Origin of the sequence: Sorangium sp. So ce131 (genome assembly GCF_051519095.1) — a bacterium.
In the GTDB taxonomy this organism is placed as follows: Bacteria; Myxococcota_A; Polyangia; order Polyangiales; family Polyangiaceae; genus Sorangium.
Genome location: NZ_CP150455.1, coordinates 10277963 through 10292007, shown reverse-complemented (window position 1 = coordinate 10292007; position 14045 = coordinate 10277963). Strand labels below are relative to the sequence as shown.

The window sequence follows — 14045 nt, the reverse complement described above, 5'->3', positions numbered from 1 at the left end:
GCGGCCTCGCCCTCTGCTCGGGTGCCATCTACGACGGCGAGCTCGCCGGTGTCCAGCGCCGCGACGTGGCAGAGTTCGACCAGGTGGACGGCGACGGCCCCGAGCTCGCCGGCGCTGAGCGCCGGTGTCCAGTCACCAGCGCCCGATGTCGCCCTCGACCTGCGTGACCGCTCCGAACTCGCCGGCATCCTCCTCGACGCCGCATCCGCTCCGCCATGCGCGAGTGGCCAGACGTCCTACGCGAGCGCCCCGGACGCGTCAGGACGAAACCCTTCTGCTCATAGCGTGGCTCGACGAGCGCGGGTGCTGCTCGCGTTCTGCCCGACGCCCCTACCGTGGCGCCCCCCTTCGTGTCGCCTTCATGCGCGACGCCTACGGGCGCTCAGAATTACCAAATCGCGCCCTTTGTTTCCCCGCTTTTCGGCCCCTCAGCGGCGCTTCCCAGAACACCTAACTCCGCAACAGGACGCCATGTTTTTCCCAGGCGCATCTCCGGGTAATTCGAGTCGAATTACCTTAGGCGCAGAATCACCTTTTCGGGCCGCTTTCGGCGGCTTCGGTCACGGTTGCTCGCCAACCTAACACGATGGAGGTACGGCATGGCACGAGCGGATCTCGCGCGTGGTTCGGCACCCCTTGCTCTTCGTCAGGCAGGCAACGTCGTCCGAGTGGTCGAGAGAAATCTCCCGGAGGCGCTCGCCAGCGGATCGTGCAGCCCCAGAGCGCGCGACCAGTCCGCGACGGCGACGGCGAAGCTCGCGATCCCGCTGGACGGGCTCACGATCACGGCGCCGCTGCCGGAGATGCTCTCGCAGAAGAACGTCGAGTCGGTCACCGGCATCCCGCCGCGCGTCTTCCTCGACACGATCCGCGCGCCGGGCCCTCCCCTGCCGGTCACCAAGCTCGGCGAGCTGCGCTTGGTCGAACGTGGAGCGTTCGTTGCCACCTTCGGGCGCTGGCCAGTGAGCCGGAGTCACGGCGTGACGCCGACGCGGATGAGCGCACGCGGGTTGCGGCAGTGCTGGCCGCTGCCGGCCTCGAACCTCTCCCGCGTGCACGTACCGGCCGGCCGAGGCGCTCCACCGCCTGGAGAGCGGAGGCCGCATAAATGCCGAGAATCAATGACGGTTCAACCTGTTCTGCGCTCTAGCGGCAGAGTCCCCCGAGCCCTTCGCGGTCGCCCGCGCGCACCGTACCACCGGCGCGCCCGTCCTTGCTAGACACAGTGTCAACTACGCCCCATGTTGACACCATGTCAAGCAAGGACGGGGAAACCCGCGCCGTGATTCTCGAGGCCGCGCGCCGGCTGGTGACGGAGCCGGGGCGTCGCGGAGTCTCGATGGCGGAGATCGCGTCGGCGGCCGGGGTGTCGCGCCAAGCGATCTATCTGCACTTCGAGACCAGGACCCAGCTCTTGGTCGCGCTGGTGCGTCACGTCGACGAGGTGCATGGGTTCGCCGACCTGGTCCGAAGGTGCGAGCGCGCCCCCGACGCGCGCGCGAGCCTCTCCGAGTTCATCGGTGCGTGGGCGGGCTACGTCGCCCACATCACCGACGTGGCGCGGGCCATGCGGGCGGCGCGGGCCACGGACGAGGACGCGGAGCTCGCGTGGCGCGATCGCATGCGCGGTTTCACGAGCGTCTGCGCGGGCTTCGTGGCGCGGCTTCAGGCCGAAGGCGCGCTGGTCGACGAATGGTCGGCGTCGGATGCGGCGGACTTCTTGGCCACCATCCTGTCGATCGGGAACTGGCAGGAGCTCATCGAGGAGCGGAGCTGGTCCCGGCCGCGCTACGTCCGCGCGATGCGTCGGAGTGTGGAGCAGAGCCTGCTCAGGCCGATGGAGATCAAGACGGCACCGAGGAGGCGCTCGTGAGCGGCGCGCAGCCGGAGCTTCTGGCGCAGGGCTCGGTGGAGATCGGCCGGCCCCTGCACGAAACGTTCGTGTACGTGTCCAACATGGAGAACTTCCCGACTTGGTTCCCGGGCGTCGCAGCCATGCGCGAGCTCGACACGCTGGAGCACGGGCAGGTCGGCAAGCGCTACCGGGAGACCGTGCGCATGCCCTTCGGGCGCACCGGCACGATCGACATCGAGGTGAAGGAGGCGCGCGTCGGGGAGCGTCTGGTGACCGAAGGTGAGGGCTTCCTCTTGGCCCGCATGAGCGTGGACTTCGCGGCGCTCGCCGACGGCTCGACGCGCGTCGAGTGGCGCATGGTCAGCCGCAATCAGCGGTGGTGGTTTCGCTGGCTTGTGGTCCCACTCCTGCCGCGTGATGCGCGGCCGAGCGCGCGACGGACTGCGTAAGCTGCGCGAGAACCTGGAGCGCGGGCCGTCGTGAATGGTGCCGACGTTCGAGCGCCGCCCGCCGCCGCTCCGCCGCCGCGCCCCGCGCCCCCGCCGCCCTTCAGTGGCGCTCGGGCTCTGCGGGCGGGTGCTCGCCGGCGCCATCCACGCGTTCATCTACGAGAGCACGGACATCCGCCCGACCGACCCCGGCGCCCGCGCGTGGGCCAGCCTGGGCGCGGGGGCGCGCCTCGGCCTCCGCGTCGTCGGGCCGCTCCGCGTCGAGGCCGGCTTCGACCTGCTCGTTCGGGTCACGCGGGACAGATTCGTGCTCCAGGGCGACCTCCCCACTGGTTTCAAGCAGGCGGCGGTCGCGTTCGCGATCTTCGGGGACATGGGCGGGGCACGTTTTGATGAAGGAAACCCAGGCCTCCAGCATTCATGGAGCCGTGGAGCAATACATCCAAGCGGAGGTCCTGGGCAGCGCCAACCAGCACCTGCTCGTTCGGGTCACGCGAGACAGATTCGTGCTCCAGGGCGACCTTCCCACCGGCTTCGAGCAGGCGGCGGTCGCGGGCGCGATCTTTGGGGGCATGGGGGTCACGTTTTGCTGAAGGAAACCCAGGCCGCCAGCATTCATGGAGTCGTGGAGCAATACATCCAAGCGGAGGTCCTGGGCACCGCCAACCAGCCGCCCAGGAGCCTCGTTCGGATAGGACAAACAAACGCGTTCCGCAAAGTCAGGATTCTCGGAGCCGTTCCTGACTCGTGCAGTCCGACTGTGCGAGCTCATTGACAGAACGGGCCTTATGCGATCAGGCGGGGCTTCCACGCCTGAAGCGCCTGGGATTACCGCGACATAGCACCAAGCGGAAGGCATCCGACCGTATCGCTGTACCCTACTGGCGATCAGGCAGGTCTTCCACGCCTGAAGCGCCTGGGATTACCGCGGCATAGCACCAGGCGGAAGGCATCCGACCGTAGTTGTTGGGGAGTGTCGTGAAGTCGACCGGGTGGGGTGAAGGCTGGTTGAGGGGCTTCTCTCTAATGGATTGTGATGCAGGTCGCGCCAAGGTTGTCGCGGCTTGATGTGACGTGAATGGGGCGGCTGCTGGTGGTGTCGGGGTTTGGCTTGCGGATGTGCATTGCCAATGCCGCGAGACGCGGGCGCCGTGTCCAAATCAAACGATTGAATCGAATGTAAGGAGTTGGTGATGAATAATTTTAATGCATGGCGTGGAACTCGGCTCGGATGCGTCGGTCTGCTCGCGCTATGGACGCTCAGTGCTTGCAGCGTCGACGCTCAGGATGTGGAGGACACGGCGGAGGTCTCGAGTGCCTTGGCTTCCGAGCAACAGCGCGCTGTCTTTGGGTTCGAGAGTGCGGCATCCTGGAGCGCTTCTGCCGGAACTGCGGCGCTCAGCGCGGACCACAGCGAGGGATCGTCGTCGCTGAGCATCCAGGGTGCGGGGCACGTCTTTCTCCAGTCTCAGGAGCTGGGAACAGTGTCGGACGTGAGCGACACCCTGCTGCTCGACGTCCAGCTCCCTGCGACTCCGGATTGGGGCTACGTGCAGCTCTACGCGAGCAGCGTGAGCGCGGGTTTGAACAACATCTGGCTGGGCCAAGCGTCGCTGCAGGGGCTCTCAGCCGGCAGCTTCCAGACGCTCTCGTTTCCAGTGACGCCCGCGGTGAAGGCAGCGCTGCAGCAAAATGTGGACGTGCGCTTTCAAATCGAGGTGAATCAGCCGAGCTCCGCGGCGGCCACCTTGATTGACAACCTGCGCTTCGAGGGCGTCGCTGTCGCGCCGGGGCTGGCCTGCGCGGAGAACGCTCCGTTCGAGTTGACGGTGCAGACCAGCGAGGACTTCGACCCGGAGCTCCTGGAGCGCATTCAGTGCCGCATGTACGAGACCTATCCGCTGCTCGTGAATCGCTTCAACCCGGACGCCGCGAGCACCGTGCACCTGGTGAATCGCACGACGGGCTTGCTCGCGACCGGCGGCAACACCATCTACTACAACACGATTTACATGATGGAGCACCCGGACGACCTGGACGCCTTCGTGCATGAGGCCATGCACGTGGTGCAGAGCGGTTATGTGGGCGGCGTGCCGTCGTGGGTGATCGAGGGTTCAGCCGACTACGTGCGAGACGCCTACAAGCTGCCAGACACGGATTGGGCGCTCCCCGGCGGCTGGCAGGCGGAGACGCACTACACCAACAGTTACAGAACCACGGCCGCGTTCTTCAAGTGGATCGACGCCAATTATCGCGTCGGCCAGACGCCGGTCGTGGATGCGCTCGACGACCTGCTGCGGGAGCGCACCTACTCGCCGGAGATGTGGACGGAGCTGACCGGATCGGACGTCGACACGTTGTGGCACCTCTACTCCGGCGGGGTGGCCAAGATCCCGGCAGCCGAAGGCCAAGGCATCACCGTGTATCGCCATGTGGACTTCGTGGAGGCGCTGAGCACGTTCGGGCCGGGCGAGTACACCTCGGCAGACATGCGCAACATGGGCGTGAAGACGAACTGGATCTCGTCCTTGCGAGTGCCCGCCGGCTTCAACGTCACCGTGTACGCGGACGATAACTTCTCGGGGACGAGGCACACCTATCGGGGTGATCGGCAGAAGATTGACGACATGAACGACAACATCGAGTCGATCGTGGTGACGAAGCTCTGAGCCGCTGAAGCGCGAAGCGAGGCGCGCCGCTGACGGCGTTCGGTCCCCTCCCACGCGGCTTGGCCGCGTTCGGGAGGGGCCGCGCGCGCAGGCGAAGCCGAGCACGTGATTCGACCACCGCTCGCACCCGTCTGGAAGGCATGGACCCGACCCGGGCCCAACCGGCGAGCGTCGGGCCCGGGGAGCCCCGGCGCCGCCGAGCGCCCGCGCCGGCCGGGGCCCGACCCGCCGATTCGGCGCGCCTACCTGCCGACCTCGGCCGAATAGAGGCCGGCCGTCGTACCGGGGAGGTCCGTCGTGAAGGCGAGGCGGCGGCCGCCGTGGCTGCTGAAGTAGGTCAGGTTCGCCCCCGGCGCGATGAGCCGAGGCTCCAGGCGCTCGCGCGACAGGTCGACGACCTTCAGGTCGGCCGTCGACTTCGCGAAGTCTTCCGCGTCGAAGTGGGTGTTGTCGTTGAACGACACGAGGCCGCGGACGGCCGGCAGGTAGCTCCAGCCCCCGTCGTCGCTGAACTGCCGCACGCCGCCCTCGGCCGAGGCGAAGAGGGGGGCGGTGCCGGTCGTCAGGTCGACGATGCGGGCGAACAGAAAGTGCTTCGAGTCGGCGCTGAAGGGCGGGCCGCCGAGCACGTTCCGCGCCTGCGGGTCGACCGACAGGGGCGGGGTACCGCCGCGCGCGTCGGCGAGCATCACATCGGAGAGGCCGGTCGCCGGGTCGCGCCGGGTGAAGAAGGGCACCTTGCTGCCGTCCGGCGACGCCCACGCGTCGGTGATGACCTTCGACCCGGCCAGGACGGTGAGAATGCCCCCGACCTCGTCGGCGATGGTCTCGGTCGACGGACAGTCGCCCGGCGTGGCGCGGCGCAGCTCGAGGCCGGCCTCCGTTTGCGCGGTGTACACGACGACGCCGTCTCTGGTGAAGAAGCCTAGTCTCGAGCGCACCTCGTCGAGCGCGCTCACCTCGCCGTCGTCGGAGACGACGACGGGGTGCCCCGAGCCCGCCAGCGTCGTGAAGAACGACCCGCGGTCGGCGTCGGCGCTGAAGAAGGGGGGCGTCGCGACGCCGCCGAACAGGTCGACCCTCTCGCCCCGCTCCCAGCTCGACAAGGTGGCAGAGCTCGTGCCGCCCTCGCAGTGCAGCGCGACCGGGTGCGAGCGGCCGTGGCGGCCGACGAACGCGGCGAAGGGCCGACAGTACCCCAGGGGGAAGCCCATCGGCACGGCGCCGAGCAGCGTCGTGCGCTCGCTCATGTCGGTCGAGGCGAGCTCGACGTCGCCGACGCTGCCATCGGCGTTGCTATGGGTGGGGAAGAGCACCCAGCGGCCGTCGGCGCTCGCCGAGGTCGCGAAGGTCCCGATGGGCGAGGCGGCGGACGCCTCGTGCGGGCCGGACGCCGCGCTCCACACGACGAGGGGGCTGATCCCGAAGCCGGGCAAGGTCCGGTCGGGGTTGGTCCAGCAGAACGCGACCTTGCCGACGGTGTAGACGAACGCGGTGTTCCCGGGGGGCACCTGGGCGACTGGCTGCCTCGTCGCGCCCGGCTTGAGCGCGGTCGCGTACACGAGCTCTCCCTCCTGATAGAGGGCGTGGTTGTCGCTGGTGACGCCGAGCAAGAGCAGGCGTGCGCCCGGCTGCACCAGCCATTGCGTGTGCGTCGTGAGCGATGCCTGGCTCTCCGATTCCGCCTCCGCGGGGGGCGGGCTCGGCGCCCCGGTCTGGGCGCAGCCGAGCAATGCCGCACCGAATATCATGCTGGCGAAGAAAGCTTTGACCATGTTCGGGTCTCCTGTCCGGTCAGACCCTAGCCCACGCAGGCACCCTACGTTGGGGCCAGATCGTCGATGTCGAGTAGTCCAGTCGCCCGCGCGCCGCGGGGAGCGAGGCGCGCGTCAGGGGCGATCGCCCGCGGGCCTCGACCGGGCCTTCGGCAGGGTCTGCGCGAGCCGCCGCGCCGCATCCGCGAGCTGGGCCTCGTCGCACGCGGCGAAGCCGAAGCGAGCGAAGTCGAGCGGCCAGCGACCGAGCGCGAAGTGACTCGCAGGCTGGAAGGAGACGCCCGCCGCGTGCGCGCGCCGGGCCCACGCGTCGATGTCGACGCCGGGGGCCCGCGCCCAGAGGGCCATGCCCCCGCGGGGAGGGTCGAACTCGAGCCCGGGCAGGTGGCGCGCGAGCGCCTCGCAGAGCGCGTCGCGGCGGGCGCGGTAGGCGCGCCGGACCCTCTGCGTGTGCCGATCGATCTCGCCGTCTTCGAGCAGCTCGGCGACGGCGCGCTCGATCGCGTGGTCGCCCTGGTGGTCGACGAAGGCCCGGTAGGCCGCGATGCGCTCGGCGACGTCGGGGGTGGATACGACGAAGCCGAGCCGCAGCCCTGGGGCCAAGATCTTCGACATGGTGCCCAGGTAAACGACCACCCCGTGGCGGTCGGCGGACGAAAGGGGCAGCACCGGCCGCCCCTCATAGCGGAACTCGTGGTCGTAGTCGTCTTCGAGCACGAGCAGGCGCTGGCGCCGCGCCAGCTCGAGCAGGCGCACGCGCCGCGCCGCGGTCAAGGTGACGGTCGTGGGGAGCTGGTGGTGGGGCGTTGTGTAGACCGCCTTGACCCGCCTGGCCGCGCAGAGCGCCTCGAGCGCGGCGACGTCGAGCCCCTCGCCATCGAGCGGCACGGGCATGAGCTCCACGCCCGAGAGCTCGAGCGCGCCGCGGGCGGCGGGGTGGCTGTACGCCTCGATCGCCACGCAGTCGCCCGGCTCGAGCAGCGCGCGCGCCGCGAGGTAGAGGCCCTGTTGGCTGCCGCGTACGATGTTGACCGACTCGACGCTCGCCCGCACGCCCCTCGCCCGGGTCAGCAACTCGACGACCGCCCGGCGTAGGCGCGGCTCGCCCCGGGGGTCGCTGTAGTCCATCAGCGCGCGCGCCCCGGCGCCGAGCAGCACGCGGCGGTAGGCGCGGCACAGCTCCAGCCTCGGCACGAAGCCGAGCTCGGGCACCCCGCCGAGCAGGAGCAGGCCGGCGCGCGGGGTCGAGGACGGGGCCGGCAAGGGGCGTCCGGGCAGGTCGAACCCGGCCCGGTCGGCGAGGGCTCGTCGGCGGAAGGGGGGCAGCTTGGCGGGCAGGTCGCTCGAGACGTAGGTGCCGGTGGCGGGCGCGCTCGTTATCCAACCTTGGCGCGCGAGCTCGAGGAACGCGGCGACCACGGTCTTGCGGTGCACGCCGAGCTGGGTGGCGAGCTTGCGGCTGGAGGGCAGCCGCTCGCCGGGGCGCAGGCGGCCCCGTTCGATGTCTTCGACGACGGCGCGCGCGATCTGCAGAAAGAGCGGCCCCTGACCCGCCGCGCCGAGCTGAAGAACGAGTTCTCGGGTCACCGTCACGCCGCCCGTGCCTGCGTCGAACGGGCGGGGCGCCTTGGCGCCCGCCCCCGAGCTCTCGATGCCCCGCCGCCCGGAATCTGTCAACCGAGGCGCGCCGCGCGCGAGATCCGCGGCGCGCCGCGGCGAGCCTCGCTGTGATCGGCTGGCCACAGTCCTCGACGCGTGGGTCCGGTCACTCCTTGAACGGCGCCGCCAGGATCACGTCGTAGAAATTGGGGGCATGGAAGCCCGGGATCAGGCGCTCGGCGATGTCGGCCGTGAAGTTGTAGAAGGCGGTCTCCGGCTTGCCGGCGAGCATGTCAGCGATCGCCTGCGGAAATGCGCGCTTGAAATCGAGGCGCGGGTACGCCTGGAGCACCTCGTCTACCTCGTCCGCAGCGAGCTCCTTCAAGTCGTTGCCAAGGATGTCCATGATGGTTCCGACGTGAAGCAGCGCCACCTCGGGCCGCTTGTATGGCGGGACCCCCCTCACGGTGTGCATCGCAATGGCGTCCCACACGACGCCGATTGCCTCCTCGGGCACGCCGTGCTGCTTCAGGAACTCGCTCGCCGCGTTTGCGCCGTCGACCTCGTACCGCTCCGGGCCCCGGAACCTCTCGGTCAGGCCGAGGTCATGGAGCGCCGCCCCGAGGTAGAACAGCTCGAGATCGAGCTGGAGCCCGCGCCGCTTCGCGAGCAGCGCGCCGAAGAGGTACGTGCGCATGACGTGGTTGAAGAGGAAGGGCGCCGACATCTCCCGCGCGAGCTCGGTCGCCGCCACGGCCAGGTGGCTGTCAGGGATGTGGATGCCAGCGATCTCGTTCTTCACGGTCCTCTCTTCTTCGTGTGGCGCCGAGCGCCCTTCTTGCCGAAGAACCTGCGGGCGACCCGGCGCGACCACCATCAGAAGGATCCGCCAGCTTCGGTCAACTGCACACCCGATGTGCTGTTCACCAGGCCCGCCCGTGCCTTGCCGGGAAGAATGGGAAGATAGAGGTGAGGAAAAGTGAAACAACCCCGTTCATGGCTGCCCTCGCGGTGTCTTCCGCCGGCGCCTCCCTCGACGCTCACGAGGTCCACTCCATGTTCGCGGCGATGTTTCCCAGCTCCACCGACGCCGCCCGAGTCCACCGGTTCGGCGGTCCCGAGGTCATCACCATCGACGAGGTGCCGCTCCCGCTGCCCGGCCCAGGCGAGGTGCTGGTCCGCGTCGCGGCGGCCGGGGTCGGGCCGTGGGACGGCTGGATCCGTGCCGGCAAGAGCGCGCTGCCCCAGCCGCTGCCGCTGACGCTCGGCTCGGACCTCGCTGGTGTCGTGGCCGCGATCGGCCCCGGGGTGACTGGCCTCGCGCCGGGCGCAGGGGTCTTCGGCGTCACCAACAAGCGCTTCACCGGCGCGCACGCCGCTTATGCCGTGGCGCAGGCGGGCATGGTGACGCGCGAGCCTCTCCGGCTCGACGACGTGCAGGCCGCCTCCGTGCCGGTCGTCGCCGTCACGGCGTGGCAGGCGCTGTTCGATCACGCCCAGCTCGAAGCCGGACAGACGGTGCTGGTGCACGGCGCGGCCGGCAGCGTCGGCGCGTATGCGGTGCAGCTCGCGCGCCGGGCCCGCGCCCGTGTGATCGCGACGGCCTCGGCCAAGGATCGCGATTTTGTCCGCGGTCTCGTCGCGGACGTCGTCGTGGACCACCGGAGCGAGCGCTTCGAGGATGCCGCCAAGGACGTCGATGCCGTCATCGACCTCGTCGGTGGCGACACACAGGCGCGGTCCTTCGCCGTGCTCAAGCCGCGTGGCACCCTGGTCTCGGCGGTGTCGACCCCTCAGCAGGAGGAGGCCGCCCGTCGTGACGTGCGGGCGAGCTTCTTTCTCGTCGATGTCACGACGGCCCACCTCGACCGCATCGCCGCCCTGCTCGACTCGGGCGAGCTCTCGGTCGACATCGGCGCCGTGCTGCCGCTCGCCGAGGTCCGCGGCGCGCATGAGATGCTCGACGGCACCCGCCCCCGCCCGCGGGGCAAGATCGTCCTCGCAATGGGGCCTGCTCGTTGAGGTCCGAGCGCAGCGGCCCTCCGGGCGCGTCCGACGAGGCCAGTACCTACACGCCCTTCGTGGACGGCTTACGCTCCACCCACGGCGGCCGTTGCGCGGCTGGGTCACCGGAATCGGGGGCCTGGTCTGGTCGGGACGCGCGGCCTGGTCTGGTCGGAACGGGGGGTCGGCTCACGCGGGAATTGGCAGGATTGCTTGGTGCGAGCGATGAGGATGTTCCCTTTTTCATTGGGTAGGCGATCGAAATCGCCCAGGTACCCCCAGTTAATCCAACCGCCATCTCCCTTCCGGACGAGCTTGAAGCAGTCGCCTTTGCGCGCGAGATAGATCTCGAACCCAATCGAGCCCTTGCCGACGATCGCTAGCTCGATCGGGCATTCCTCATGCCTGTGGACGTATTTGCCATATGCCTTGTGCTTGGTGTGGCACATGACTACGTTGTAGCCCGGATACTGCTTGGCATAGTCGTCGAGGCGTTTGCGCACGAAGTCCGAGCGTACCTGGTCGTTCCTCTTGCTCATCGCGAAGCCTTCCCTGATGGAATCGCCAATGGCTACAGCGAGGTCCTGACCTCTGTCGTCACCTAGTCCAGGTCGTATTGGCCTTGGCCTTGGCACTGGCACTGGCTTTGTCCCTTGCCCTGGCTTCGGCTTCGGCTTTGTCCCTTGCCCTGGCTTCGGCTTCGGCTTCGGCTTCGGCTTTGTCCCTTGCCCTGGCTTCGGCTCTGGCTGACCGCATAATCGTGGCCTCTGCGGGTATCGCTCGCCTTTGAGCTCGTAGTGGAGCGGCTCACCTTCGAACTCGTAGTGGAACGGCTCATCTTCGAACTCGTAGTGAAACGACTCACCTTCCGGCTCCTGGTACGTACGACGACTGTCGTGCATGCGCGTGCTCCCGTCGTGTGAAGGTTTGGCGCCGACTGTCCGTGGACCGCCGTGAGGCATAGCAGGTCGAGTGCCAGCGACCAGCATCGCTCATCATGGTACTCAAGCGTCCGTTCGACGTGGGCTTGTAGCTCCCATCCTCGTCGCCGCGCGTATGCGCGTCACCCTCTCTGGCGACGTTGAGCGAAGCTCTGGCGATGTTGAGCGAAGCGCACGTCGAGCGTGCTTTGAGGATGGGCGGGCCGTATGCACCTCGCGGACCAACGCGGCGTCTTCTCGCGGGCACGGCGTCCGCCCGCCGCACCACCCGCCTGCGACCGCTCTGGTCCGAAGCGCGCCGGCTGGCGCTCCTGACCTCCGCGCTGGCCACACGCGAACCGCTGTTCACCCGCGCCGAACAGGAGTTCGCTCCGGCTCACGGTGACCTTGGGTGCAACGCGCCGCCCCGACCGCGGCGCCGTGCTGTCGCGCGACGATCCGGCGGCACGTGAATCCTGCTCGCCCTGGCCCGCGCTGCGCTCCCTGGCACCGCGGCGAACGCCGGTTCGCGCGTTGGCCTCCGAGGTTGGCACCACCGCTGCATAAAGACCTGAAGCGTAACATCGGCCCGTCATTGCGAGCCGACGCAAAGTGAGGTGAGGTCATGCACGATCTGGATCGGACCTATCAGGAGCTGAACAACGAGTCCTTCGAGTACGAATTCGCTGGTGAGGCCGAGGAGGAAGCTGAGGAGGAAGCTGAACAGGAAGGTGAGCAGGAAGCCGAGGAGGAGTGGGAAGCGCACGAACAGGAGATCGTCTCGGAGGACGAAATCCACGAGTTCGCCGCCGAGCTGCTCGAGGTCCAGAGCGACCAGGAGATGGACCAGTTCCTGGGCCAGCTCATCCAGCACGTGGGGGCCAAGCTGGGCACGGACGTGTCGAACGTCGTGGGCAAGAGCGTGGGGCGAGCGCTGAAGCGCCTGACCCGGCAGGTCTCGTCCGCGGTTCGCGCGAAGGGGGACGGCGAGCTCGAGGGCCACGCCCTCGGGCTCGAGCTGGAGGGATTGAGCCATGAGGACCGCGAGTTCGAGGTGGCCAAGCAATTCGTCCGGGTCGCCACGGATGCTACGGGTTCGGTCCTCAGTTCCCCGTCGGACGGAAACTTGAACCGGCAGGTTCAGAACGCGGTGAGAAGCGCGAAGACGCAAGCTGCTTCCGAGCCCGCGGCTCGCCGGTCCGACGGCAGAGTGTTTCCACCCGGTAGGCGGCGCCCCCGCGTGGCGCTCGCCGCGAGCGGTCGCTGGGTTCGCCGGGGCGCCAATATCATCCTCAGGGGGATCTATCGTGGCGGGGGGGCGATCAAACCCCTCAAAAAAAGGATGTAAATGCGGTGCGTGCACAACACGTTGATTTTGGCTGGTCCGCGCGTCCAGCCATGCCCCTCGGACCTGCTCGCCGCTCTAGCGCCATGACCGCCAGCTCCTTTGCATCCTGGATGATCGGCCAGGAAGCCCGCGCCCTCCTCACGAGGCTCGATCGCCTCCGGTCGTTCGCATTGCAGGAGACGATGGTTCCGGCGGCGGCGTTCTCTGTCGAGGCGCAGGCGGCCATCGAGAGCTATCTCGTCGTGCGCCGCCGCGAGCTGCGCACCCGCATACACGACTACCTTGCGTGGCTGGATGGCGCCGAAGGCCGCGCGGCTCCGCCGGCATACGCGCAGAAGCGCTTTGTCCTGATCCGGCTCCTGTTCAACGCGCTGCTCAGCCAGTTCGACATTTTCAGCGAGGCGATGAGCCAGCGCAGCGAGGTCAACAATGGCGTCTGGCTATCTGGCTTGGACGTGGTGTCCCAGGACGCGCTCGCGCTGCCCGGCTACTACCAGGCACCGCCGGTCATCTGCTACCTGGCCCGCGGCCCCGGGGCAGCCATCCGGAGGGCGCGCACGCGCCTCCCCGGCGGGGGCAATAACCCGGTGTCCATCATCCGCATCCCACGCGAGCGGATGATCGGCAGCGGCATCGCGTCCTCGCTCGTCCACGAGGTCGGCCATCAGGCGGCGGCCCTCCTCAACCTCGTCCCGTCGCTGCGCAGCGCCCTCGGCGGCGTGGACGCGGGCCGGGACGTCGAGGCCTGGTCGCTGTGGGAGCGATGGATCTCGGAGATCGTCGCGGACCTCTGGTCCATCTCGCGGCTGGGGGTCACCTCGACCTTGGGGCTCATCGCCGTAATGAGCCTTCCGCGGCCCTTCGTGTTCCGGGTGACCCCGAGCGATCCTCACCCCATGCCGTGGATACGCGTGAAGCTGAGCAGCGCGATCGGCCAGGCCCTGTACCCGCATCCGCAGTGGGCCCGCGTCTCACGGCTCTGGGAGGAGCTCTACCCCCTCACCGGGGTGAGCTCCGACACGCGGCGGCTCGCGCAGCTGCTCGAGGCGAGCTTGCCGCGATTCGTGGACTTCCTCGTGACGCACCGGCCGGATAGGCTGCGAGGGCGCTCGCTCGCGGAGGCGCTGGCCGCTCGGGAGCGCCAGCCTGCGCAGCTGAAAGCCCTGTACGGGGAGCTCCGTGCCCACCGGGCGCGCTTGCGGAAGGCGCGCCCCTCGCTGGTGTTCGCGGTCCTCGGCCAAGCCCGGGCCGATGGACGAATCACGCCCGAGGAAGAGAGCGAGGCTCTGGACGAGCTGCTCAAATACTGGGCTCTGCGCAGCACGCTGGACACATCGGAGATTTGCGCCTCGCTCGCCCGAGCGCGGTCCTCCCCGACAGGTCTGGTAGCTCCCGCGCTGCCCGGTGAACGAAACACATAGAGGAG

At 68.7% G+C, this 14045-nt stretch carries 13 protein-coding genes; 7 read left to right on the top strand and 6 right to left on the bottom strand.

Annotated elements, in window-relative coordinates:
• Nucleotides 1-646: 646 nt before the first annotated feature.
• Complete coding sequence (locus WMF43_RS37390) at nt 647-865, bottom strand: hypothetical protein (protein ID WP_437672212.1); 219 nt, start codon at nt 863-865, stop codon at nt 647-649.
• Nucleotides 866-1252: 387 nt separating this feature from the next.
• Between WMF43_RS37390 and WMF43_RS37385 the strand changes: the two genes are divergently transcribed.
• Together WMF43_RS37385 and WMF43_RS37380 are read left to right on the top strand one after the other, a co-directional pair.
• Entirely contained in the window at nt 1253-1873 is a 621-nt protein-coding gene (locus WMF43_RS37385; RefSeq protein ID WP_437672210.1) for a TetR/AcrR family transcriptional regulator, read from the top strand.
• Complete coding sequence (locus tag WMF43_RS37380; protein WP_437672208.1) at nt 1870-2304, top strand: SRPBCC family protein; 435 nt, start codon at nt 1870-1872, stop codon at nt 2302-2304. The genes WMF43_RS37385 and WMF43_RS37380 overlap by 4 nt, the downstream gene beginning before the upstream one ends.
• Before the next feature lie 100 nt (nt 2305-2404).
• Here WMF43_RS37380 and WMF43_RS37375 read toward each other — a convergent pair whose 3' ends face one another.
• The gene (locus WMF43_RS37375) at nt 2405-2722 is read right to left on the bottom strand and encodes a hypothetical protein (protein ID WP_437672206.1); all 318 of its coding nucleotides are present in this window, start codon (nt 2720-2722) and stop codon (nt 2405-2407) included.
• Between the two features lie 10 nt (nt 2723-2732).
• Here WMF43_RS37375 and WMF43_RS37370 point away from each other — a divergent pair, with 10 nt between their 5' ends.
• A complete protein-coding gene (locus tag WMF43_RS37370; RefSeq protein ID WP_437672204.1) occupies nt 2733-2897 on the top strand; it encodes a hypothetical protein in 165 nt (54 codons plus the stop codon).
• Nucleotides 2898-3497: 600 nt separating this feature from the next.
• A complete protein-coding gene (locus WMF43_RS37365; RefSeq protein ID WP_437672202.1) occupies nt 3498-4973 on the top strand; it encodes a basic secretory protein-like protein in 1476 nt (491 codons plus the stop codon).
• A gap of 242 nt (nt 4974-5215) precedes the next feature.
• Here the strand turns inward: WMF43_RS37365 and WMF43_RS37360 are convergent, their stop codons facing one another.
• The 3 genes from WMF43_RS37360 to WMF43_RS37350 form a co-directional block, all read right to left on the bottom strand.
• Complete coding sequence (locus tag WMF43_RS37360; protein WP_437672201.1) at nt 5216-6748, bottom strand: hypothetical protein; 1533 nt, start codon at nt 6746-6748, stop codon at nt 5216-5218.
• A gap of 114 nt (nt 6749-6862) precedes the next feature.
• Nucleotides 6863-8425 (bottom strand): PLP-dependent aminotransferase family protein, encoded by a 1563-nt coding sequence (locus tag WMF43_RS37355; RefSeq protein WP_437672199.1) that lies wholly within the window; start codon nt 8423-8425, stop codon nt 6863-6865.
• A gap of 88 nt (nt 8426-8513) precedes the next feature.
• Nucleotides 8514-9149 (bottom strand): HD domain-containing protein, encoded by a 636-nt coding sequence (locus WMF43_RS37350; RefSeq protein ID WP_437672197.1) that lies wholly within the window; start codon nt 9147-9149, stop codon nt 8514-8516.
• A gap of 254 nt (nt 9150-9403) precedes the next feature.
• On the opposite strand from WMF43_RS37350, the gene WMF43_RS37345 reads away from it, so the two are divergent.
• Nucleotides 9404-10369, top strand: a complete 966-nt coding sequence (locus WMF43_RS37345; RefSeq protein WP_437684168.1) for an NADP-dependent oxidoreductase — start codon at nt 9404-9406, stop codon at nt 10367-10369.
• A gap of 104 nt (nt 10370-10473) precedes the next feature.
• On the opposite strand, the gene WMF43_RS37340 is transcribed toward WMF43_RS37345, so the two are convergent.
• Complete coding sequence (locus tag WMF43_RS37340) at nt 10474-10890, bottom strand: hypothetical protein (RefSeq protein WP_437672195.1); 417 nt, start codon at nt 10888-10890, stop codon at nt 10474-10476.
• 1006 nt (nt 10891-11896) lie between these two features.
• Here WMF43_RS37340 and WMF43_RS37335 point away from each other — a divergent pair.
• Complete coding sequence (locus tag WMF43_RS37335; protein WP_437672194.1) at nt 11897-12619, top strand: hypothetical protein; 723 nt, start codon at nt 11897-11899, stop codon at nt 12617-12619.
• Between the two features lie 110 nt (nt 12620-12729).
• The gene (locus tag WMF43_RS37330) at nt 12730-14040 is read left to right on the top strand and encodes a hypothetical protein (RefSeq protein ID WP_437672192.1); all 1311 of its coding nucleotides are present in this window, start codon (nt 12730-12732) and stop codon (nt 14038-14040) included.
• Nucleotides 14041-14045 lie beyond the last annotated feature (5 nt).

Excerpts from the sequence above, each read along its gene's own strand:
- WMF43_RS37385 (WP_437672210.1), top strand. The coding sequence starts at position 1,253 with ATGTCAAGCAAGGACGGGGAAACCCGCGCCGTGATTCTCGAGGCCGCG.
- WMF43_RS37375 (WP_437672206.1), bottom strand. The coding sequence starts at position 2,722 with ATGCTGGAGGCCTGGGTTTCCTTCATCAAAACGTGCCCCGCCCATGTC.
- WMF43_RS37365 (WP_437672202.1), top strand. The coding sequence starts at position 3,498 with ATGAATAATTTTAATGCATGGCGTGGAACTCGGCTCGGATGCGTCGGT.
- WMF43_RS37360 (WP_437672201.1), bottom strand. The coding sequence starts at position 6,748 with ATGGTCAAAGCTTTCTTCGCCAGCATGATATTCGGTGCGGCATTGCTC.
- WMF43_RS37345 (WP_437684168.1), top strand. The coding sequence starts at position 9,404 with ATGTTCGCGGCGATGTTTCCCAGCTCCACCGACGCCGCCCGAGTCCAC.
- WMF43_RS37340 (WP_437672195.1), bottom strand. The coding sequence starts at position 10,890 with ATGAGCAAGAGGAACGACCAGGTACGCTCGGACTTCGTGCGCAAACGC.
- WMF43_RS37335 (WP_437672194.1), top strand. The coding sequence starts at position 11,897 with ATGCACGATCTGGATCGGACCTATCAGGAGCTGAACAACGAGTCCTTC.
- WMF43_RS37330 (WP_437672192.1), top strand. The coding sequence starts at position 12,730 with ATGATCGGCCAGGAAGCCCGCGCCCTCCTCACGAGGCTCGATCGCCTC.